This window comes from Cryobacterium sp. TMT1-2-1, from assembly GCF_004403955.1.
GTDB classification, from domain to species: Bacteria; Actinomycetota; Actinomycetes; order Actinomycetales; family Microbacteriaceae; genus Cryobacterium; species Cryobacterium psychrotolerans.
Window position 1 is genome coordinate 1 of sequence record NZ_SOHC01000008.1, and the last position, 21839, is coordinate 21839.

Below are 21839 nucleotides of genomic sequence, written 5' to 3' on the forward strand. Positions count from 1 at the left end.
ATTCGATCCGAGCCCACTGGTGATCGGTCAGCAAAGCAGTACGAGACATCCCTCCACCCTCCCAAACGAATCACGATTCGATTAGGAGACACGCCCTAGTTGACGGGGCCGGTGTACTTCTCGCCCGGGCCCTTGCCGATCGGGTCGGGAATGGCGGATGCCTCGCGGAACGCCAGCTGCAGCGACCGCAGCCCGTCGCGGAGGCTCCGTGCGTGCATGTCCGCGATGTCCGGGGCCGCTGCGGTGACCAGTCCGGCGAGGGCGTTGATGAGTTTGCGGGCCTCGTCGAGGTCCATCTGCGTGTCCGGGTCGTCGGCCAGGCCGACCTTGACCGCGGAGGCGCTCATCAGGTGCACCGCGGCGGTCGTGATGATCTCCACCGCGGGCACATCGGCGATGTCCCTGGTGGCCTGCGCGGTGTCGTCCTGGTCGTAAGTGTTATTCACTGCAATCCTCTGATAGAGTCGTGTCGGCTCCGAGACGTAAGTCTCGGTACGAAAGTGGATAATCTCCCACCCGCGCTTGACCGCTTCATCAAGGTTACCGGGTAGTTAGCACTCCGCCGTTATGGCGCTGGTCTCCAGCATCGTGACGGTAGACAGGGTGTCGTGTGTGGTTTAGGAGCGAACTTTGCTCGAACCAACGCACGTGATTTTTCTCTCTTCGTCGCCGGGCGGCATCCGTCACCTGTCTGTAGCCACGATGTTTGAGAAAGAGGAGCGACGCATCAGCGATCCCCGTACAAATGACCGTATCCGCGTCCCCGAAGTCCGTCTCGTTGGCCCTGCCGGCGAGCAGGTCGGGGTCGTGTCCATTGATGTTGCCCTGCGCCTGGCGCAGGATGCCGACCTTGACCTGGTCGAGGTTTCCCCCGACTCCAAGCCGCCGGTTGCCAAGATCATGGACTACGGCAAGTTCAAGTACGAGGCTGCGCAGAAGGCCAAGGAGGCCCGGCGCAACCAGGCGAACACGATCCTGAAAGAGGTTCGTTTCCGCCTCAAGATTGACACGCACGACTACGAGACGAAGCGCAAGCGCGCCGAGGGCTTCCTGAAGGCCGGCGACAAGGTCAAGGCCATGATTTTGTTCCGTGGTCGTGAGCAGTCCCGTCCGGACCAGGGCGTACGTCTGCTCAAGAAATTTGCCGAGGATGTAGCGGAATTCGGTTCAGTCGAATCGAGCCCGACCATCGACGGACGAAACATGGTCATGGTGATTGGCCCCCTGAAGAACAAGTCAGAGGCCAAGGCCGAGGCCAACGCACATAAGGCTGCCGACAAGGCAGACAAGGTAGCCGATAAGGCAGACAAGGTTGCCGACAAGGCAGCGAAACTGGAGGAAAAAGATGCCTAAGATGAAGACCCATTCCGGGACGAAGAAGCGGTTCAAGGTCACTGGCACCGGCAAGATCATGAAGCAGCAGGCTGGCATGCGTCACAACCTCGAGGTCAAGTCGACCAAGCGCAAGTCGCGCCTCAACACCGACCAGGTTCTGGCCAAGGCCGACACCAAGGTCATCAAGAAGCTTCTCGGTCTTTAGACCGCGTATCCGGTAAGGAACCAGAAAAATGGCAAGAGTAAAGAGGGCAGTAAACGCCCACAAGAAGCGTCGCGTCATTCTCGAACGCGCCGCGGGTTACCGCGGTCAGCGTTCGCGTCTGTACCGTAAGGCCAAGGAGCAGGTCACTCACTCCCTCGTCTACAGCTACCGTGACCGCCGTGCACGCAAGGGTGACTTCCGTCGCCTGTGGATCCAGCGGATCAACGCCGCGTCCCGCTCGAACGGCCTCACCTACAACCGCCTGATCCAGGGCCTCGCCCTGGCCGGCATCGGGGTCGACCGTCGCATCCTGGCTGACCTGGCCGTCAACGAGCCCGCCACTTTCGCGGCCCTCGTCGAGAGCGCCAAGAGCGCCCTTCCTGCCAACACGTCGGCACCGAAGGTCTCTGCATAAGCAGAGTTCCACACGCAGGATTCACGGGAGCGGGCGACTTGGTCGCCCGCTCCCGTTCTGCATCTAAGCTGGGACACATGCTTGATAATCCCCGTTCTCCGCGTGTGCGGGCCGTCGCAAAACTAGCCAAGCGCGCAGCGCGGGATGAAACCGGGGTCTTCCTGCTGGAAGGGCCGCAGGCCGTCGCCGAGGCGCTCACCTTCCGCCCGGACCTGGTCGTCGAACTGTTCGCGACCCCGACGGCGCTCGACCGCTACACCGACATCGCAGGCGCCGCGGCTGCCGCCGGCATCGAGGTCGAGTTCGTCACCGAGGCCGTGCTCGAATCGATGGCCGACACCGTGACCCCGCAGGGCTTCGTGGCCGTGTGCCACCAGTTCCCGATCTCGGTCAAGGACATCTTCGCGAAAGAGCCCAGGCTCATCGCCATCCTCGAAGAGGTGCGCGATCCCGGCAACGCCGGCACGATCATCCGGGCAGCGGATGCCGCCGGCGCGGACGCGGTCATCCTCACCGGCCGCAGCGTCGACCTGTACAACCCCAAGGTCGTCCGCGCCTCCACGGGCTCGATCTTCCACCTGCCGGTCGCCGTCGGCGCCACCCTCGAAGACGTCAGGGGCCGGGTGCAGGCCGCCGGCCTCCAGCTCCTCGCGGCCGATGTCAAGGGCGACGACCTGCTCGCCGCGCGCAACAGCGGCCTGCTCGCCGCCCCCACCGCCTGGCTCTTCGGCAACGAGGCGCGCGGGCTCACCGACGAAGACCTCGCGAAGGTCGACCGGTCGATCTCCGTGCCGCTCTACGGGCACGCTGAATCGATGAACCTCGCCACCGCGGCATCCGTCTGCCTGTACGAAAGCGCCTTCGCCCAGCGGAGCTAGCATCACAAATGGGTAAATACCACAGATTGGTGGTATTCGCGGAGAGCCGTTTTCCCCTAAGTTGGGGGGTATGGAGCCCACCGATTCAACGCCGGCCACATCCAACATCAGCGTCAGGCGGGGTGAACCGCTGGTCGTCGTGAAAAACGTCGACAAGCACTACGGCGAACTGCACGTTCTGAAGGACATCAACGCGGTCGTCAACCGCGGTGAAGTGGTCGTCGTGATCGGGCCCAGTGGATCGGGCAAGTCGACACTCTGCCGGGCCATCAACCGGCTCGAGACAATCGACTCCGGCGTCATCACCATCGACGGCCAGCCGCTGCCGGCCGAGGGCAAGGCCCTGGCCCACCTGCGTGCCGACGTAGGAATGGTCTTCCAGGCGTTCAACCTGTTCGCGCACAAGACCGTGCTGGAGAACGTGACGCTCGGGCCGATCAAGGTGCGCGGGCTGTCGAAGGCCGACGCCGAGAAGAAGGCCATGGCCCTGCTCGAACGCGTCGGGGTGGCAAACCAGGCGAAGAAGATGCCGGCGCAGCTCTCCGGCGGCCAGCAGCAGCGCGTGGCCATCGCGCGGGCGCTGGCCATGGAGCCCAAGCTGATCCTGCTCGACGAGCCCACCAGCGCGCTCGACCCGGAGATGATCAACGAGGTGCTCGAGGTCATGATCAACCTCGCCAACGACGGCATGACGATGATCGTCGTCACCCACGAAATGGGCTTCGCCCGCAAGGCCGCCAACCGGGTCATCTTCATGGCCGAGGGCGAAATCGTCGAAGAAACCACCCCGGAGCAGTTCTTCACCAACCCCCAAAGCACGAGAGCGAAAGACTTCCTCTCGAAAATACTTGCCCACTAATCGGTGTGCAGGAATCCCCACAGCAATCAGGAGAAAAACCATGAGACTCAACAAAGGTCTAATGATTTCGGCCATTGCCCTCGCGAGCGCGCTCGCGCTCAGCGGATGCACCGACTCGGGCGCAGCGCCCTCGGCCGCACCGGTCGAAAAAGCCCCCGAGTTTGACGCCGGCAGCACGATGGCCAAGCTCAGCGACGCCGGCAAGATCACCATCGGCACCAAGTTCGACCAGCCGCTCTTCGGCCTCAAGGGCCCAGACGGAACCCCGGAAGGTTTCGACGTCGAGATGGCTAAGCTCATCGCCGCCAAGCTCGGCATCAAGCCCGAGAACATCGAGTGGGTAGAGACCGTGTCGGCCAACCGCGAGCCGTTCATCCAGAACGGCCAGGTGGACATGGTCGTCGCCACCTACACGATCAACGACACGCGCAAGGAAGTCATCGACTTCGCCGGCCCGTACTACGAAGCCGGCCAGGACCTGCTCGTGCTCGCAGGCAACCCGGACAAGATCACCGGACCGGAAGACCTCACCGGCAAGCAGGTCTGCACCGTCAGCGGCTCCACCTCGGAGAAGAACATCGCCGCCTACACGGACAAGATCCAGGCGACCGACACCTACTCCAACTGCCTGGGCCCGCTGCGCAGTGGCGAGTCCGTGGCAGTGACCACGGACAACGTCATCCTGGCCGGCCTCGCCGACCAGAACGAGGGCGAGTTCGAGGTCGTCGACAAGCCGTTCACCAAGGAGCCGTACGGCATCGGCCTGAAGAAGGGTGACGAGGCGTTCCGCACCTTCATCAACGACACGCTCGAGAAGTCGTTTGAGGATGGCTCGTGGGCCGCTGCCTGGGACGCGACCGCCGGCAAGGTGCTTGAGACCCCGACGCCTCCCGCCGTCGACCGCTACTAGGCATATCCGGCTGATATCGGGGTGTTCCGGCTGTTTTCCGGCCGGACCACCCCGATCAGCACTGCTTGAAACACACAGAGAAGGAGGTGAGTTGTGGACGCAGTCATTGAAAACCTGCCCTTGTTTCTGGAGGGATTCAGAAACACGCTCGGTCTGCTGGTACTGGCCGGCATCGGGGCACTCGTGCTCGGCATCATCATCGCGACCATGCGCATCTCGCCCGTGGCGTCGTTTCGCGGATTCGCCACCGTGTTCACGGAGATCGTCCGGAACACCCCACTCACCCTGGTCCTCTTTTTCTGCGCCTACCTGCTGCCTTACCTGCAGTACTCGCCCGGCTACTTCACCCTGGCCGCGATCGGGCTCACCGTGTACACGTCGCCCTTCGTCGCCGAGGCGCTGCGTTCCGGCATCAATGGGGTGCACGTCGGTCAGGCCGAGGCCGCCCGCAGCATCGGCCTGACCTTCGGCCAGACGCTCTCCTTCGTGGTCATGCCGCAGGCCGTGCGCATGGTCATCCCGCCGCTGATCAACGTCTTCATCGCGCTGACCAAGAACACGTCGGTCGCCGGGGCGTTCTTCGTCTTCGAACTCTTCGGCGCCGCGCGCAAGGTCACCAACCTGCGAGGGGATGAAGTGCTCGCGATCCTGCTCTCCGTCGCCGCTTTCTACCTGCTCGTCACAATCTCCCTCGGCCTCATCGCCGGCCGGGTCGAGAAGAAGGTGGCGGTGCTCCGATGACCTCGGTTCTCTATGACGCTCCCGGGCCGAAGGCCATTGTCAGGTCGCGCGTCCTCTCCATTGTCGGCATCATCGTCATCGCGGCCGGCCTGGTCTGGCTCATCCTCGCGCTCGGTGCTCCCAAGGTCAGCGCCAACGGCGCCGTTCAGCCGGGCCTCTGGGACGCCTCCCGGTGGGACGTCTTCACCGACGTGCAGGTCTGGCGCACGCTCGGCCAGGGTGCCCTGAGCACGCTCCGGATGGCCGCTGTCGCCGCCGTGTTCGCGCTCGTGCTCGGCGTGCTCTTCTCCTTCGGCCGGGCATCCGACACCAGGTGGATCCGGATTCCGACCACCATCGTGCTCGAGTTCGTGCGTGGCATGCCGGTGCTGCTGATGATGCTCTTCATCCTGCTCGTCTTCTCCACCGGGTCGTTCTGGGCGGGCGTCGCAGCCCTCTCCGTGTACAACGGCGCGATCATCGGTGAGGCCCTGCGAGCCGGCATCGCTTCTCTGCCGCGCGGGCAGCGCGAGGCCGGGCTGGCCATCGGCCTGACCCCGATCGCGACCCGCTTCCGGATCGAATTCCCCCAGGCATTCCGGCAGATGCTGCCGATCATCATCGCGCAGCTCGTGGTGCTCCTGAAGGACACCTCGCTGTCGTTCGTGGTCGGCTACGAGGAGCTCCTCCGATCTGGTCTGTACAACCTGACAAACTTCTTCGGCAGCCGGTACTCCTTCTCGTTCTTCCTCGTCGTGCTGGCCATCTACCTGACGATGAACCTGCTGCTCTCCTGGCTGGCGCGGGTCATCGCGAGGCGCACCGGGTCCAGGGCCGGCGGCGTGACCCCGGATGCCGCGGCACCGCCCGAGAAGCCCGTCGCTCCCGAGGTCGTCCACCCCGCAGCCCAGGGCAACCAGAGCGCCGGGGCCCCGCCCTACTAAACTTGGGACTTGTGTCTGACCCCTCTGAGATCTCCGAACCCGTAGTGAGCGCGGCCGTCGCCGCCGCCCTCGCCGCCATCGCCGCAGTGAACGACTCCGCTGCCCTGAAGACCGTGCGCGCAGAGCACACCGGCGAGGCCTCCCCGCTGGCCCGGCTGAACGCCCTGATGCGCAGTGTGCCCGGCGACCAGAAGGCCCAGGCCGGCAAGCTCCTCGGCCAGGCCCGGGGAGCGGTGGCGCAGGCCTTTGCCGCGCGGGAAACCGCGATCACCGCCGCCGAGGTCGCCGCGCAGCTCGCCGCAGAGACGGTGGATGTCACCGCCGCCGCCACGACCTGGCAGCCCGGCGCGCGGCATCCGATCTCGCTCCTGCAGGAGCGCGTCACCGATGTCTTCGTCGGCATGGGCTGGGAGGTTGCGGAGGGACCGGAGCTCGAGAGCGAGTGGTTCAACTTCGACGCGCTCAACTTCGACGAGGACCACCCCGCCCGCGCCATGCAGGACACGTTCTTCGTCGAGCCGACCGCCGCGCACCTCGTGCTGCGCACCCACACCTCGCCGGTGCAGCTGCGCGCCCTGCTCTCCCGCGAGCTGCCCGTCTACGTTGTGGCGCCCGGCCGGGTGTTCCGCACCGACGAGCTCGACGCGACGCACACGCCCGTCTTCCACCAGGTCGAGGGCATCGCCATCGACGAGGGGCTCACCATGGCGCACCTGCGCGGCACGCTCGACCACTTCGTCAAGGCCATGTTCGGCGAGGAGGCGAAGGTTCGCCTGCGCCCCAACTACTTCCCGTTCACCGAGCCGAGCGCCGAGCTCGACCTCTGGCACCCCACCTTCAAGGGCGGCGCGCGCTGGATCGAATGGGGCGGCTGCGGCATGGTCAACGCCAACGTGCTCCGCTCCGCCGGGATCGACCCTGAGGTCTACTCCGGTTTCGCGTTCGGCGTCGGCGTCGAACGAGCCCTGATGTTCCGAAACGATGTGAAGGATATGCGCGACATGATCGAGGGCGACATCCGCTTCAGCCAGCAGTTCGGGATGACCGTCTGATGCGCGTCCCACTGAGTTGGCTCGCCGAGTACGTCGACCTCGAGCCCGGCACAACCCCCGAAGACGTGCACGCCGCCCTCGTCAGCGTCGGCCTCGAAGAGGAGGACATCCACCGCTTCGAGCTGTCCGGCCCGATCGTCGTCGGCGAGGTGCTCTCCGCCGAGCCCGAAGCGCAGACCAACGGCAAGACCATCAACTGGTGCCAGGTGCGTGTCGCGCCCGGCGATGAGACCGCGGCCGACGGCGGCCCCGCCATCCACGGCGTGGTCTGCGGCGCCCACAACTTCGTCGTCGGCGACAAGGTCGTCGTGACCCTGCCCGGCTCCGTGCTGCCCGGCCCGTTCCCGATCGCGGCCCGCAAGACCTACGGCCACGTCTCCGACGGCATGATCGCCTCGGCCAAGGAGTTGGGCCTGGGCGACGACCACGAGGGCATCCTCGTGCTCGGCACGCTCGGGCTCGACCCCGAGGTGGGCACGGATGCGATCAGCCTGCTCGGGCTGGACGACGCGGCCGTCGAAATCAACGTCACCCCCGACCGTGGCTACGCGTTCTCGATCCGCGGCGTCGCCCGCGAGTACTCGCACGCCACCGGCGCCACGTTCCGCGACCCGGCCCTGGCCGTCGCTCCCGTCGTCACGGCGTCGGAGTTCCCGGTCACGATCGACGACCAGGCGCCGATCCGCGGCCGCGTCGGCGCGAGCGTCTTCGTCACCCGCGCGGTGCGCGGAGTCGACCCCAGCAAGCCGTCTCCGGCCTGGCTGATCGCCCGGCTGAAGCTGGCCGGCATCCGGTCGATCTCGCTCATCGTCGACGTGACCAACTACGTGATGCTCGAGCTCGGCCAGCCGATCCACGGCTACGACCTCGACAGGCTCAACGGCGGCATCACCGTGCGCCGGGCGCTGGAGGAGGAGAAGCTCGTCACCCTCGACGACGCGACCCGCGAGCTTCACCCGGAAGACCTGCTGATCACCGACGAGTCAGGGCCGATCGGCCTGGCCGGCGTGATGGGCGGCCAGACCACCGAGATCGGCGCGTCGACGCGGAACGTGCTGATCGAGGCGGCCAACTTCGACCCGGTGTCGATCGCGCGCACCGCCCGCCGGCACAAGCTGCCGAGCGAGGCGTCCCGTCGCTTCGAACGCGGGGTCGACCCGGCCGTTGCCGTCGTCGCAGCCGCGCGCGTGGTGCAGCTGCTGGTCGAACTCGCCGGGGGAGTGGCCGACGACCTCGGCTCGCTGCACGACGCGACCCCCGACGCGGTGCCGATCGAGCTGCCCACCGGCTTCATCTCCGGCCTGATCGGCCTCGAGTACACCCGCGACGAGGTGCGCACCTCGCTGGCCGAGATCGGCGCGACGATGACGGAGACGCCGACCGGGCTGGCCGTCACCGCCCCGAGCTGGCGCCCCGACCTGACCGACAAGTGGACCCTGGCCGAGGAAGTCGCGCGCATCGTCGGCTACGACCGCATCCCCTCGGTGCTGCCGGTCGCGCCCCCCGGGCGAGGACTCACCCTGCCACAGGTGCTCAAGCGCCAGATCGCGCAGACCCTCGCGGCCGCGGGCCACACCGAGGTGCTCGCCTACCCGTTCGTGTCGGAGAAGGCGAACGACCTGTTCGGGAACCCCGTTTCCGGCCCCGTTCCGCAGCTGCGGCTGGCGAACCCGATGGACGGCGAGGCGCCGTTCATGCGCACCTCGATCCTGCCCGGGCTGTTGCAGATCGCCCACCGCAACCGCTCTCGCGGGCTCACCGACCTGGCCGTGTTCGAGCTGGGGCTCGTCTTCCGGCCCGAGCCGGGCATCCGCTACGGCGCCGACGTGGTGCCGCCCGGCGCGGTGCGGCCGAGCGCCAACCTGGAGGCCGAGCTGAACGCCGGCATCCCCCCTCAGCCTCTGATGCTCGGCGTCGTGCTGATCGGCAACGCGGCGCGGCACCAGCCGGGCCACCCCGCGGTCGCGGCCGGCTGGCAGGACGCCCTCGCCGCCGTGCAGCAGGTCGCGCTCGCCTCCGGCGTGCGGATCCAGGTGCGCCAGGGTTCGCACCAGGCGATGCACCCGGGGCGCACGGCCGAACTCTTCGTGACAACGGCGGGCGACGCGGACGAGGTCGTCGGCTACGCCGGCGAGCTGCTCCCCGCCGTCGCGCGTGAGGGCGACCTGCCCTCGGTCGTCGCCGTCGCCGAGGTCAACCTGTCCGACGTGATCGCCCACGCGGGCGCCGGGATCGTCGCGACGCCGATCCGCACCATGCCGGCGGCGACCCAGGACCTCTCGCTCGTGGTCGACGCCGATGTGCCGGCCGCCGACGTGCTCGCGGCCGTGTCCGAGGGCGGTGGGGCGCTGCTCGAGAGCGCGCACCTGGTCGACGACTACCGTGGCGCGGGCGTCCCGGTCGGCCGCAAGTCGCTGACCTTCGCGCTGCGTTTCCGCGCGCTGGACCGCACACTCACGGCGCCCGAGGCGAGCGAAGCCAAGCTCGCCGGTGTCGCCGTGGCCGCCGCACGCTTCGGGGCGACCATCCGCGAGTAGTCCCTTCCGCCGACCGCAACAGTCAAGCTCGGCGAACGGAGCGCCCGCGCCGCCACTCGCCGTGGCGCCCCGCCCGATCGCCGAGAGTCGCCGATTCTGCCGAGAATCGCCGCCGGAACGGCGCGTCTCGGCGTAATCGGCGATTCTCGGCGGGGAGAGGCTGCGCGATAGGTTTAACGCATGGTCTTTTCGGTGGCAGTGGCGGGCGCGAGCGGCTATGCGGGCGGAGAGCTGCTGCGGCTGATCGCCGGGCACCCCGACCTCGAGCTGCGCACGGTGACCGCGCACAGCAACGCCGGGCAGCGCCTCCTCGATGTCCAGCCTCACCTGCGGTCGCTCGCGCACCTGACGCTCGTCGACACGTCGCCGGAGACTTTGGCCGGGCACGACGTCGTCTTCCTCGCGCTGCCTCACGGCGCATCCGGTGCCCTGACCGCCCACCTGCCCGCCGAGACGCTCGTGGTCGACTGCGGCGCGGACCACCGGCTCGAGAGCGAGCCCGACTGGGCCGCGTTCTACGGCGGCGACTACTACGGCGCCTGGGCCTACGGGGTGCCCGAGCTTCCCGTCGCGGGCGGCAAGCAGCGGGACCGCCTGGTCGGGGCGCGGCGCATCGCCGCGCCCGGGTGCAATGCCAGCACCGTCGCCCTCGCCCTCGCGCCCGGGATCCTCGCGGGCGTCATCGAGGCCCAGGACATCGTGGCCGTGCTGGCGGTCGGCCCGTCCGGCGCCGGCAAGAGCCTCAAGCTGCCGAACCTCGCGCCCGAGATTCTCGGCTCGGCGAACCCCTACGCGGTCGGCGGAGTGCACCGCCACATCCCCGAGATGCAGCAGGGCCTGCGCTGGGCCGGAGCAGTGAACCCGACCATCTCCTTCACTCCCGTGATCGTGCCGATGTCTCGCGGCATCCTCGCCACCGCCACCGCCCGCCTCGTGCCGGGCACCTCGGCGGCCGCCGTGCGTGACGCCTGGGAGCGTGCCTACGCCGACGAACCGTTCGTGCACCTGCTGCCCGATGGTCACTTCCCGCGCACAGCGGATGTTCTCGGCGCGAACACCGCGCTGATCGGCCTCGCCGTCGACGAGGCAGCCGGTCGCGTCGTGACGGTGACCGCCGTCGACAACCTGGTCAAGGGCACCGCCGGCGCCGCCATCCAATCGGCCAACATCGCCCTCGGAATGCCCGAAACCGCGGGCCTCAGCACGAATGGAGTCGCCCCGTGAGCGTCACAGCCCCCGCCGGATTCGCCGCAGCCGGTGTCACCGCCGGTCTCAAGAAATCGGGCGGCCTCGACCTGGCCCTCGTGCAGAACCTCGGCCCGCTCACCAGCGCGGCGACCGTTTTCACGATCAACCGCTGCCAGGCCAACCCGGTGATCTGGAGCCGGCAGGTCATGGCCGACGGCGTGGTCAGCGCGATCGTGCTCAACTCCGGCGGCGCGAACTGCTACACCGGCCGGATCGGCTTCCAGACCACCCACGCGACGGCCGAGGCCGTCGCTGCCCGACTGGACATCTCCGCCGGGGACGTGCTCGTCTGCTCGACCGGCCTGATCGGCGAACAACTCGATCTCGACAAGCTCAGGGCCGGCGTCTGGGAGGCGTCCCTGGCCCTCCAGGGTGACGTCGCGGCGTCGCCCGAAGCGGGCCTCGCCGCCGCGACCGCCATTATGACCACCGACACGACGCCGAAGCAGGCCGAGCACCGATCGCCGGCCGGCTGGACCATCGGCGGCATGGCCAAGGGAGCCGGGATGCTCGCGCCGGGCCTCGCGACCATGCTCGTCGTGATCACCACCGACGCGGTCCTCGACTCCGCGCGGCTCGATACCGCGCTCCGCCAGGCGACCCGGCTGACCTTCGACAGGCTCGACTCCGACGGCTGCATGTCCACAAACGACACCGTCAGCCTGCTCGCCTCCGGGGCCAGCGGCATCGACGCCGACGAGGCCGAGTTCGCGGATGCCCTCACCGAGTTGTGCCGCGACCTCACCCTCCAACTGCAGGCCGACGCCGAGGGGGCGGCGCACGACGTCGCCATCGAGGTGGTGAATGCCCTCTCAGAGACCGAGGCGGTCACGGTGGCGCGGGCCGTCTCCCGGAGCAACCTGTTCAAGGCCGCCATCTACGGCAACGACCCCAACTGGGGCCGCGTGCTCGCCGCGGTCGGCACGGTCAGCGAGGCCGACGCCACCTTCGACCCGTACGGCATCGACGTCGCCATCAACGGCGTGCATGTCTGCACCGCGGGGGAGCCCGACGAACCCCGCGAACTCGTCGACCTCTCCGCACGGGCCGTGTCGGTGGTCATCGACCTGCACGCCGGCGCCGAAACGGCCACGATCTGGACCAACGACCTCACCCACGACTACGTCGAAGAGAACAGCGCGTACTCGAGTTGAGCGCCGACGAGAGCACCGACGACACCACCAACAGCCAGGCGGAGGCAGCCGTCAAGGCCGCCACCCTGATTGAATCCCTGCCCTGGCTCAAGCGGTTCCACGACCAGGTGATCGTGATCAAGTTCGGCGGCAACGCCATGGTGAGCGAGGAACTGCAGCGCGCGTTCGCAGAGGACATGGTCTACCTGCGCTACGCCGGCATCCGCCCGGTCGTCGTGCACGGCGGCGGCCCGCAGATCTCCGCCATGCTCGAGCGCCTCGGCATCGAGAGCGAGTTCCGCGGCGGCTACCGGGTCACGACCCCCGAGGCGATGGACGTCGTGCGGATGGTGCTCACCGGCCAGATCAACCGCGACCTCGTCAGCCACATCAACCAGCACGGCCCGCTTGCCGCCGGCCTCTCCGGTGAGGATGCCGGCCTGTTCCAGGGGCGCCGCCGCGGCGTCGTCATTGACGGCGAGGACGTCGACCTCGGCCTCGTCGGCGACGTCATCGGGGTCGACCCGGAGGCTGTGCACGCGCAACTCGACGCCGGCCGGATCCCGGTCGTGTCGTCGATCGCACCCGACACGGATGTCCCGGGCCAGTCCCTGAACGTCAACGCCGACGCGGCCGCCGCCGCACTGGCGATCGCCCTCGGGGCGGCCAAGCTCGTCATCCTCACCGACGTCGCCGGCCTCTACAGCGACTGGCCCAACCGCGACTCGATCGTGAGCGTGATCGACACGGAGGCCCTCCGCGCGTTGCTGCCCGGCCTCGAGTCCGGCATGATCCCCAAGATGACCGCCTGCCTCGACGCGGTCGAGGGCGGCGTGGCCAAGGCTGCGATCATCGACGGGCGCGTTCCGCACTCGATCCTGCTCGAAGTCTTCACGACCCAGGGCATCGGCACGGAGGTGGTACCGGCATGAGCGAGGCAGACCCGACGCAGGCAGACCGCACGTGGCAGGACCGCTTCGGCGACTCGATGATGCGCACGCTCGCGACCCCGCTCGCGCTGCTCGTGCGTGGCGAGGGATGCTACGTCTGGGACGACCAGGGCACGAAGTACCTCGATTTCCTGGCCGGTATCGCGGTGAACGCGCTCGGGCACGCGCATCCGGCCATGGTCGCCGCGGTCAGCGAGCAGGTCGCCACGCTCGTGCACGTGTCCAACTACTTCGCCACTCCGCCCCAGCTGGAACTCGCTGAACGGCTGAAACGCCTCACCGGGGCCGGCGAGAGCGGGCGCGTCTACTTCTGCAACTCGGGCGCCGAGACCAACGAGGCCGCGTTCAAACTGGCCCGGCTCAACGTGAACGGCCGTGGCCGGACCCGGATCCTCGCCCTGCACGATTCCTTCCACGGCCGCACGATGGGCGCGCTCGCCCTCACCGGCAAGCCGCAGATGCGCGAGCCCTTCGAGCCCGTCCCCGGCGGCGTCGAGCACATCGACACGACGATCGAGGCGCTCGAGGCCGCGATCGACGGCACCGTCGCGGCCCTCTTCCTCGAACCGCTCAAGGGCGAGGCCGGCGTGCTGGAGCTCCCGGACGGTTTCCTCCGCCGCGCGCGCGAACTCTGCACCGAGCACGGCGTGCTGCTGATCCTCGACGAGATCCAGACCGGGATCGGACGCACCGGTACCTGGTTCGCCTACGAGCAGGACGGCATCCTGCCCGACGCGGTGACCCTGGCCAAGGGGATGGGCGGCGGCGTGCCGATCGGCGCGCTGGTCACCTTCGGCGCGGCCTCCGACCTCTTCACCCGTGGGCAGCACGGCTCGACCTACGGCGGCAACCCGCTCGTCACGGCGACCGCCAACGCGGTGCTCGGCGTGATCGAAGACGACGGCCTGGTCGCCAACGCGGCCCGCCGGGGGAGCGAGCTGCGGGAGATCATCGCCCGCTTCGACTCGCCTCTGATCGCGGAGGTGCGCGGGCGCGGGCTGCTCCTCGGCATCGGGCTGACCGAGCCGGTCGCGTTGCGGCTGGCGGCGGCGGCACTCTCACACGGGCTCATTGTCAACGCCGCCAACGAGCTGAGCATCCGCCTGGCGCCGCCGCTGATCGTCGGCGACGCCGAACTGGCCGAGTTCGAGCGCCGATTCGGGCTCGCACTGGCCAGCATCTAGAGTTGAACTTTCCCACCCGCTACCCGCACCATCAGCGAAAGTGACACCGTGACCCGCCATTTCCTGCGCGACGACGACATTTCTCCGGCCGAACAGGCGGAGATCCTCGACCGGGCCCTGGAGCTGAAGCGAGACCGATTCGCGGTCAAGCCCCTGGCCGGCCCGCAGACCGTCGCCGTGATCTTCGACAAGTCCTCGACCCGCACGAGGGTCTCGTTCGCGGTCGGAATCGCCGACCTCGGCGGCAGCCCGCTGATCATCAGCACGGCCAGCAGCCAGCTCGGCGGCAAGGAAACGGCATCCGACACGGCCCGGGTGCTTGAGCGCCAGGTCGCCGCGATCGTCTGGCGCACCTACGGCCAGGCCGGCCTCGAGGAGATGGCCAGCGGCACAAGCGTTCCCGTCGTCAACGCGCTCTCCGACGACTTCCACCCGTGCCAACTGCTCGCCGACCTGCTCACCATCCGCGAACATCGCGGTGACCTCGCCGGCCTGACCATCGCCTTCCTCGGCGACGGCGCCAGCAACATGGCCCAGTCCTACCTGCTCGCCGGGGCGACCGCCGGCATGCACGTGCGGGTCGCATCGCCGGCCGAGTACGCGCCGAACGCGCAGGTCGTGGCGGATGCCGCGGCAATCGCAGCTCGCACCGGCGGATCCGTCGCCCTGTACACCGACCCCCGCGAGGCCGTCGCCGGCGTCGACGTCGTCGTCACCGACACCTGGGTGTCGATGGGCAAGGAAGAGGAGAAGTCGGACCGCCTCGCCGTCTTCGGCGACTACCGGGTGGACGCCGCGATGATGGCCCTCGCGAAGGCGGACGCCCACTTCATGCACTGCCTCCCGGCCGACCGCGGCTACGAAGTCACCGCGGATGTCATCGACGGCCCGCAGAGCATCATCTGGGACGAGGCCGAAAACCGCCTGCACGCCCAGAAGTCGCTCCTCGTCTGGCTGCTCGCGCAAAACGCCGCCTAGGTACCCGACCCGACCCGGTGGTCGACCACCGGGTCTCGACGGGCTCGACCACCGCCTGGGGACTCGCGGCGAGGTCGACCTCTGCGACACCGTAAACTTGAAGATGATCACGGATTGAGGAGAACCATGGCAGAACGCGTTGTGCTCGCATACTCGGGTGGACTGGATACGTCGGTTGGCATCGGCTGGCTGAAGGATGCGACCGGAAAAGAGGTCGTCGCCCTCGCGATCGACGTCGGACAGAGCGGCGAAGACATGGACGTGATCCGCCAGCGAGCACTCGACTGTGGTGCCGTGGAGTCGATCGTCGTCGACGCCAAGGACGAATTCGCGACCGATTACGTCATGCCGGCGCTCAAGGCCAACGCGCTCTACCAGAAGCGCTACCCGCTCGTCTCGGCGCTCAGCCGTCCACTGATCGCCAAGTACCTCGCCTCGACCGCGAAGGACCTCGGCGCGAACAGCGTCGCGCACGGCTGCACCGGCAAGGGCAATGACCAGGTGCGGTTTGAAGCCGCCGTCGCAGCCCTCGCGCCCGAGCTCACGTCACTCGCCCCGGTGCGCGACTTTGCGCTCACCCGCGACAAGGCCATCGAGTACGCGGCGATGCACAACTTGCCGATCGCGCAGTCGAAGAAGAGCCCGTACTCCATCGACCAGAACGTCTACGGCCGCGCGGTCGAGACCGGGTTCCTCGAGGACCCGTGGAACGCTCCGATCGAGGACCTCTACACCTACACGCAGGATCCGGCCGTGACCCGCGAGCCGACCGAGGTCGTCATCAGCTTCGACCAGGGCATTCCCGTCGCCATCGACGGCGTCCCCGTGACGCCGCTGCAGGCCATCGAACTCATGAACCTGCACGCCGGCAACCAGGGCGTCGGCCGCATCGACATCGTCGAGGACCGCCTCGTCGGCATCAAGAGCCGCGAGGTCTACGAGGCCCCGGCCGGCATCGCACTGATCGCCGCGCACGAAGAGCTCGAGAACATGACGATCGAACGCGACCTCGCCCGCTACAAGCGCACCGTGGAGTCGAAGTGGGCCGAGCTCGTCTACGACGGGCTCTGGTTCTCCGGCCTCAAGCGGGCCCTGGACGTGTTCATCGACGAGACGCAGAAGCACGTCACCGGCGACATCCGCCTGAAGATGCACGCCGGCAGCGCCGTCGTCACCGGGCGCAAGTCCACGCAGAGCCTGTATGACTTCAACCTCGCCACGTACGACACCGGGGACACCTTCGACCAGTCGATGGCCAAGGGTTTCATCGAGCTGTGGTCGCTGCCGAGCAAGATCTCGGCACGCCGCGACCTCGCCGGCAAGTAGGTCGGCGTGGCGCACAAGGGCGACAAGCCAGGCGACAAGCCAGGCAACGGCGACAATCGTGCCGGCAAGGCGGGCGCCCTCTGGGGCGGCCGCTTCGCCGGCGGGCCGTCACCGGAGCTGGCGCGGCTGAGCAAGTCGACGCACTTCGACTGGCAGCTGGCGGAGTACGACCTCCGCGGTTCCAAGGCCCACGCCCGCGCCCTCGCCGCCGCCGGGTACCTGAGCGATGAAGAACTCGTCGCGATGGTCGCCGGGCTCGACGCCCTGGAGGTCGCCGTCGCCGCGGGCCGGTTCACGCCGGCCGAAAGCGACGAAGACGTGCACTCCGCCCTCGAGCGCGGCCTGATCGACATCATCGGCACCGAGCTCGGCGGCAAACTCCGCGCCGGCCGCAGCCGCAACGACCAGGTGGCCACGCTCGTCCGGATGCTGCTGCGCGACCGTTCCGCTGCGATCGCCGACCTCCTGATCGACCTGATCGACGCCCTGGCGTCGCAGGCCGAGGCGAACGAGCACGCGATCATGCCCGGCCGCACCCACCTGCAGCACGCGCAGCCCGTCTTGCTCGCCCACCACCTGTTCGCGCACTGCTGGCCGCTCGTGCGCGACCTCGAACGTTTCGCCGACTGGAACAAGCGCGCCGACTTCTCGCCCTACGGCGGCGGCGCCCTGGCCGGAAGCACCCTCGGGCTGGATGCCCGCCTCATCGCCACGGAGCTCGGCTTCGGCGGCGTTGTCGAGAATTCGATCGACGGCACTGCGAGCCGCGACCTGGTCGCCGAGTTCGCGTACATCACTGCCCAGATCGGCATCGACCTGTCCCGGCTGGCCGAGGAGATCATCCTCTGGAACACGAAGGAGTTCGGTTTCGTCACCCTCGACGACGCCTACTCCACCGGGTCCTCGATCATGCCGCAGAAGAAGAACCCCGACATCGCCGAACTTGCGCGCGGCAAGTCGGGCCGCCTGATCGGCAACCTCACCGGGCTGCTCACCACCCTCAAGGGGCTTCCGCTGGCCTACAACCGTGACCTGCAGGAAGACAAGGAACCCGTCTTCGACTCGATCGAGACGCTCCAGGTGCTCATGCCGGCCTTCACCGGTATGGTCGCCACTCTGACCTTCCACACCGACCGGATGGCCGAACTCGCGCCCCAGGGCTACTCCCTGGCCACGGATGTCGCCGAATGGCTGGTCAAGCGCCACGTCACCTTCCGCGATGCCCACGAGATCACCGGCTCACTGGTGAAGTTTGCCGAGGAACGCGGGCTCGAACTGCACGAGGTGGACGACGACGCGCTCCGGTCGATCTCAGAGCACCTGACCCCCGAGGTGCGCGACGTGCTCAGCATCCGGGGTTCGGTGGAGGGCCGCGACGGCCAGGGCGGAACCGCGCCCGTGCGCGTCGCCGAACAGCGCGCCGCCCTCGTGGCGCGCGTGCGCGCATTGGCTGCGCCGCTGCTGAAGTGAGGCTGCTGAAGTGAGGCTCCTGAAGTGAGCTTCGACCGCGCCCTGCTCGAACGGCCCGCGACCCAGGTCGCGCCACTCCTGCTGGGCGCGGTGCTCAGCCACGGAGGGGTGTCGCTGCGCATCACCGAGGTCGAAGCGTACCTGGGCGGCGGGGCGGATCCCGGCTCGCATGCCTTTCGCGGGCAGACCCGGCGCAACGCCAGCATGTTCGGCCCGGCGGGTCGTTTTTACGCGTATTTCACCTACGGGATGCACGTCTGCGCCAACGTCGTCTGCTCGCCCGACGGCGAGGCGTCCGCCGTGCTGATCCGCGGCGGCGAGATCATCGATGGCATCGCGGATGCCCGCGCCCGCCGCACCTCGTCGGCCAGCGATCGCGACCTCGCGAGGGGCCCGGCGCGGCTCACGCTCGCGCTCGGGATCGGCCTCGGCGACGACGGCTCCGACCTGGCCCTGCCGCCGTTCCAGCTCACGCTGCCGGCCGAGCCGGCCGACTTCCTCACCGGCCCGCGCACGGGCGTGAGCGGCGAGGGCGGGGGAGCGGAGTTCCCGTGGCGGTTCTGGATGCCGGGCGAGGCATCCGTCTCGCCCTACCGCCGGGCCGTCCCGAAACCGCCGAAATGACCCGCGAAACCGCAGTTGTGCGCGTTATTCGTGCCTCATAACGCGCACAACTGCGGTTTCGCGGGAGGTGGGGGTAAGAAAGAGGGGGGGCTTGAGAGGGAGGGGGCTTGGAGGGAGGGGCTAGACGACGGCGAGGCCGACGAGGGCGGCGCAGGCGCACGCCCAGATCAGGCTGGCGAAGGTGCCGATGATGAATCTCTCGCGTGCCTCGGCGGCCGCCAGCTCGGTGAAGCGGCCGACGCCCTTGATCGCCACGACCACGGCGAGGGCCTCGGGGAAACCGGCGAGGATCGCGCCGGCCACCGCCACGCGCTCGAGGATGCCGATGGTCAGTCCGCCGCGGAGCACCTCGTGCACTCCGGATGTGGCAACGGTGTCATCCGTGGCCCCGTCTTCGACGAGGATCCCGCCGTGGCTGCCCGGCGGCACGGTGTTCCTCGTGGCGAGCTCGAGAATGAGCACCGTGAGCGGCCCGCCGCCGATCGCGGCCAGCGCGACCGCGAGCATCCCGAGCACGATGCCGAAGACGCTCGGGCCTTGTGGCATCGGAACGGCCGCGACCAGCAGTCCGGCGGCGAGGGCCCCGGCCGAGCCGATGGCGTGGGCCCGCTTCTGCAGCTTGAAGGCGAGCACGGCGCCGACCAGGGCGCCGCTGGTGACAAGCAGGAGGAAGACCCAGTAGAGGTAGGTCAGCACGTGGGCGGTGAGCGAGGTCATGCGTCTCGTTCCGATTCGGTTGTGGCGCGGTCGAGGTTCTGTACGAGCTTAACCAGTGCGGGGCGCACGGCTTCCTCGACCCTCCATTGGGCGCTTTTCAGCCGCTGGCTGACCGCAGCGGTCGAGATCCCCAGGGCGGCGGCGATCTGCACCTGGGGCAGGCCGCGCCGGAGCAGTTCGATAGCCTCCCAGCCCTCGTTGGTGCGCCGCTGGCGCAGCAGCAGGAGCATGGTGACGATGGCTTCGACCTCGTCAGCGGCCGGCGTCGGGTCGCCCGGGGGAACCGTGGCCGCGGCCTCGAGGGCGAACCGCGCCTCGGTCCGCTTGGACCGGTTGACCGCGTCCCGGGCGGCCACGAAGGCTCCGCCGGATGCTTGCCTGGTCGAGGCGGGCAGGGGAGTGCGCACGTCGCCGATGCCGAGGCCGATGCTCCAATGGCCCGCACGGTGCAGCGCCAGCACAACGTTGAGCGCCGCGTCGGCATCGGCCGTCAGGAGCTGGATCTCGTCGCCGGAGGTCTGGTCGGGCGGGAGAAGGAAGGCGGGGCCGAAGTCGGCGTTCAGCCGGGCGATCATCTCGCTCGCCCGATCCCGGTCGTTGCGGCTGTCAATCTGGTCTGCGGTAATCACGAACATGTGGTTAAGCCTCCGTCCTGAAGTGAGTCTAATGAAGCTTCAGGCCTAAATCAAGACTCGTCAACCCGGAGAGCTTAATCCGCGCCCAGGACGCGCCCGGTACGCCCATCGGGAGGGCCGGCCCGGCGCGCTGGTAATCTGGCAGCGTGTCAGACCCAGCCATCCTCGCCCTGCAGGCCAACGATCCTTCCTTCGACAACGTCTGGGAGGAGATCATCTGGCGCGGCCTCGTGCACGTCTCCACCGACGAGTCCGAACTTCGCGAGTTGCTGGGGGGAGAGCCGATCACCTACTACTGCGGGTTCGACCCGACCGCGGCGAGCCTGCACCTGGGAAACCTCGTGCAGCTCCTGCTCATGCGGCGGCTGCAGCTGGCCGGCCACCGTCCCCTCGGCCTGGTCGGGGGATCCACCGGCCTGATCGGCGACCCTCGCCCGCAGGCCGAGCGCACGCTGCAGACCAAAGACGTCGTCGCGGAGTGGGTGGGGTACATCCAGGGCCAGGTCTCCCGGTTCCTCAGCGCCGAAGGCGACAACGCCGTCACCCTCGTCAACAACCTCGACTGGACCGAGAAGATGGGGGTCATCGACTTCCTGCGCGACGTCGGCAAGTACTACCGCGTCGGCACCATGCTCAAGAAGGATGCCGTGAGTGCCCGGCTCAACTCGGATGCCGGCATCAGCTACACAGAGTTCAGCTACCAGGTGCTCCAGGGGATGGACTTCCTCGAGCTCTACCGCAGCCACGGCTGCGTGCTGCAGACCGGGGGGAGTGACCAGTGGGGCAACCTCACCAGCGGCACCGACCTCATCCATCGCGCCGAGGGGGTGAGCGTGCACGCCATCGGCACGCCGCTCATCACCAACACCGACGGCACCAAGTTCGGCAAGAGCGAAGGCAACGCCGTCTGGCTCGACCCCACGCTCACGAGCCCGTACGCGCTCTACCAGTTCTGGCTGAACACGGACGATTCCGATGTGGTGGCCCGGCTCAAGGTCTTCACCTTCCTCCCCCGCGCCGAAATCGAGCGCCTGGCGGAGGCGGTGGCGACCGAACCGTTCCGCCGCGAGGCTCAGCGCACCCTGGCCATCGAAGTGACGAGCCTCGTGCACGGGCAGCGGGCCACGGCCGCCGCCGTGCTCGCCGCGCAGGCTCTGTTCGGACAGGGGAACCTGGCCGACCTCGATCAGGAGACGCTCGAGGCCGCGCTGCGCGAACTCCCGAACACGACGACCGCTCCGCACGCTCCGGTGGCGCAGCTGCTCGTGGACACCGGGCTGACCGCCAGTCTCAGTGAAGCGAGGCGGGCGATCAGCCAGGGCGGGGTGTACCTGAACAACGTGAAGGTGCTGACCGACACGGAGACGATTGAGGGCGCCGTTCTGCCCAGCGGCGTCGCGGTTCTGCGCCGCGGCAAGAAGACCCTCGCCGGCGTCTTCGTCGAGTGAAACGAGCCGACACGCCCGGGATGAGGCAGCGAATTGCGGGCCTCCCGAAATCCGCGTAATGTCATCTCTTGTCACCCCACAGGTGCGGGAAGCGGAATGCTTCTCGGCCTCAAGCGGGACCATCCCAAGCTAAACAATGTGGAGTTATTCGCGTTGTTTGTTTGATGACGTGTCGCTTGGTTTCACTTGTTGAGATCGAGCGTTGCGGAACAGCTCAATAGCATGACAGGAAATGTCCCAGTGCAATGGCCTCGCGGTCGGCGGCTGGGTG

Annotated in this window: 22 protein-coding genes; 19 read left to right on the plus strand and 3 right to left on the minus strand. The window is 68.2% G+C overall.

Annotation, left to right across the window (positions count from 1 at the left end):
* Nucleotides 1-95: 95 nt before the first annotated feature.
* The gene (locus E3T33_RS01175; protein WP_174775367.1) at nucleotides 96-446 is read right to left on the minus strand and encodes a DUF1844 domain-containing protein; all 351 of its coding nucleotides are present in this window, start codon (nucleotides 444-446) and stop codon (nucleotides 96-98) included.
* 256 nt (nucleotides 447-702) lie between these two features.
* On the opposite strand from E3T33_RS01175, the gene infC reads away from it, so the two are divergent.
* From infC to E3T33_RS01265, 18 genes are all read left to right on the plus strand, one after another.
* Nucleotides 703-1353, plus strand: coding sequence for a translation initiation factor IF-3 (gene infC / locus E3T33_RS01180; protein WP_092325034.1), 651 nt, complete (start codon nucleotides 703-705; stop codon nucleotides 1351-1353).
* Nucleotides 1346-1540 (plus strand): 50S ribosomal protein L35, encoded by a 195-nt coding sequence (gene rpmI / locus E3T33_RS01185; protein ID WP_092325036.1) that lies wholly within the window; start codon nucleotides 1346-1348, stop codon nucleotides 1538-1540. Before infC ends, rpmI begins: the two co-directional genes overlap by 8 nt.
* Nucleotides 1541-1568: 28 nt before the next feature.
* Nucleotides 1569-1955 carry a 50S ribosomal protein L20 gene (gene rplT, locus E3T33_RS01190; RefSeq protein WP_092325038.1) on the plus strand — a complete coding sequence of 129 codons (387 nt, stop codon included), beginning with the start codon at nucleotides 1569-1571 and terminating at the stop codon, nucleotides 1953-1955.
* A 77-nt stretch (nucleotides 1956-2032) separates the two neighbouring features.
* The gene (locus E3T33_RS01195) at nucleotides 2033-2833 is read left to right on the plus strand and encodes an RNA methyltransferase (protein WP_134474159.1); all 801 of its coding nucleotides are present in this window, start codon (nucleotides 2033-2035) and stop codon (nucleotides 2831-2833) included.
* Nucleotides 2834-2903: 70 nt separating this feature from the next.
* Complete coding sequence (locus E3T33_RS01200; protein ID WP_134574565.1) at nucleotides 2904-3692, plus strand: amino acid ABC transporter ATP-binding protein; 789 nt, start codon at nucleotides 2904-2906, stop codon at nucleotides 3690-3692.
* A gap of 61 nt (nucleotides 3693-3753) precedes the next feature.
* The gene (locus tag E3T33_RS01205; protein ID WP_241982784.1) at nucleotides 3754-4602 is read left to right on the plus strand and encodes a glutamate ABC transporter substrate-binding protein; all 849 of its coding nucleotides are present in this window, start codon (nucleotides 3754-3756) and stop codon (nucleotides 4600-4602) included.
* Nucleotides 4603-4695: 93 nt separating this feature from the next.
* Nucleotides 4696-5343 (plus strand): amino acid ABC transporter permease, encoded by a 648-nt coding sequence (locus tag E3T33_RS01210; RefSeq protein WP_092325046.1) that lies wholly within the window; start codon nucleotides 4696-4698, stop codon nucleotides 5341-5343.
* Nucleotides 5340-6266: an amino acid ABC transporter permease gene (locus E3T33_RS01215; protein WP_092325048.1), complete on the plus strand. Its 927-nt coding sequence runs from the start codon at nucleotides 5340-5342 to the stop codon at nucleotides 6264-6266. The genes E3T33_RS01210 and E3T33_RS01215 overlap by 4 nt, the downstream gene beginning before the upstream one ends.
* Nucleotides 6267-6277: 11 nt before the next feature.
* Nucleotides 6278-7318 (plus strand): phenylalanine--tRNA ligase subunit alpha, encoded by a 1041-nt coding sequence (gene pheS, locus E3T33_RS01220; RefSeq protein ID WP_092325050.1) that lies wholly within the window; start codon nucleotides 6278-6280, stop codon nucleotides 7316-7318.
* A complete protein-coding gene (gene pheT, locus E3T33_RS01225) occupies nucleotides 7318-9855 on the plus strand; it encodes a phenylalanine--tRNA ligase subunit beta (protein ID WP_092325052.1) in 2538 nt (845 codons plus the stop codon). The genes pheS and pheT overlap by 1 nt, the downstream gene beginning before the upstream one ends.
* 180 nt (nucleotides 9856-10035) lie before the next feature.
* Nucleotides 10036-11079 carry an N-acetyl-gamma-glutamyl-phosphate reductase gene (gene argC, locus E3T33_RS01230; RefSeq protein WP_134574566.1) on the plus strand — a complete coding sequence of 348 codons (1044 nt, stop codon included), beginning with the start codon at nucleotides 10036-10038 and terminating at the stop codon, nucleotides 11077-11079.
* Nucleotides 11076-12257, plus strand: a complete 1182-nt coding sequence (argJ, locus tag E3T33_RS01235; RefSeq protein ID WP_092325056.1) for a bifunctional glutamate N-acetyltransferase/amino-acid acetyltransferase ArgJ — start codon at nucleotides 11076-11078, stop codon at nucleotides 12255-12257. Before argC ends, argJ begins: the two co-directional genes overlap by 4 nt.
* Entirely contained in the window at nucleotides 12254-13168 is a 915-nt protein-coding gene (gene argB, locus E3T33_RS01240; protein ID WP_134574567.1) for an acetylglutamate kinase, read from the plus strand. Before argJ ends, argB begins: the two co-directional genes overlap by 4 nt.
* Nucleotides 13165-14370: an acetylornithine transaminase gene (locus tag E3T33_RS01245; RefSeq protein WP_134574568.1), complete on the plus strand. Its 1206-nt coding sequence runs from the start codon at nucleotides 13165-13167 to the stop codon at nucleotides 14368-14370. Before argB ends, E3T33_RS01245 begins: the two co-directional genes overlap by 4 nt.
* A gap of 48 nt (nucleotides 14371-14418) precedes the next feature.
* Entirely contained in the window at nucleotides 14419-15348 is a 930-nt protein-coding gene (gene argF, locus E3T33_RS01250) for an ornithine carbamoyltransferase (RefSeq protein ID WP_134574569.1), read from the plus strand.
* A 126-nt stretch (nucleotides 15349-15474) separates the two neighbouring features.
* Nucleotides 15475-16674: an argininosuccinate synthase gene (locus tag E3T33_RS01255; RefSeq protein ID WP_092325064.1), complete on the plus strand. Its 1200-nt coding sequence runs from the start codon at nucleotides 15475-15477 to the stop codon at nucleotides 16672-16674.
* A 6-nt stretch (nucleotides 16675-16680) separates the two neighbouring features.
* Entirely contained in the window at nucleotides 16681-18144 is a 1464-nt protein-coding gene (argH, locus tag E3T33_RS01260; RefSeq protein WP_134574570.1) for an argininosuccinate lyase, read from the plus strand.
* A gap of 24 nt (nucleotides 18145-18168) precedes the next feature.
* Nucleotides 18169-18768, plus strand: a complete 600-nt coding sequence (locus tag E3T33_RS01265; RefSeq protein ID WP_134574571.1) for a DNA-3-methyladenine glycosylase — start codon at nucleotides 18169-18171, stop codon at nucleotides 18766-18768.
* A 120-nt stretch (nucleotides 18769-18888) separates the two neighbouring features.
* On the opposite strand, the gene E3T33_RS01270 is transcribed toward E3T33_RS01265, so the two are convergent.
* The gene (locus E3T33_RS01270) at nucleotides 18889-19485 is read right to left on the minus strand and encodes a hypothetical protein (RefSeq protein ID WP_134574572.1); all 597 of its coding nucleotides are present in this window, start codon (nucleotides 19483-19485) and stop codon (nucleotides 18889-18891) included.
* The gene (locus tag E3T33_RS01275; protein WP_092325072.1) at nucleotides 19482-20120 is read right to left on the minus strand and encodes a sigma-70 family RNA polymerase sigma factor; all 639 of its coding nucleotides are present in this window, start codon (nucleotides 20118-20120) and stop codon (nucleotides 19482-19484) included. Before E3T33_RS01275 ends, E3T33_RS01270 begins: the two co-directional genes overlap by 4 nt.
* A 146-nt stretch (nucleotides 20121-20266) precedes the next feature.
* Here E3T33_RS01275 and tyrS point away from each other — a divergent pair, with 146 nt between their 5' ends.
* On the plus strand, nucleotides 20267-21568 hold the full coding sequence (gene tyrS / locus E3T33_RS01280; RefSeq protein ID WP_198417229.1) for a tyrosine--tRNA ligase: 1302 nt from the start codon (nucleotides 20267-20269) through the stop codon (nucleotides 21566-21568).
* Nucleotides 21569-21839: the final 271 nt, after the last annotated feature.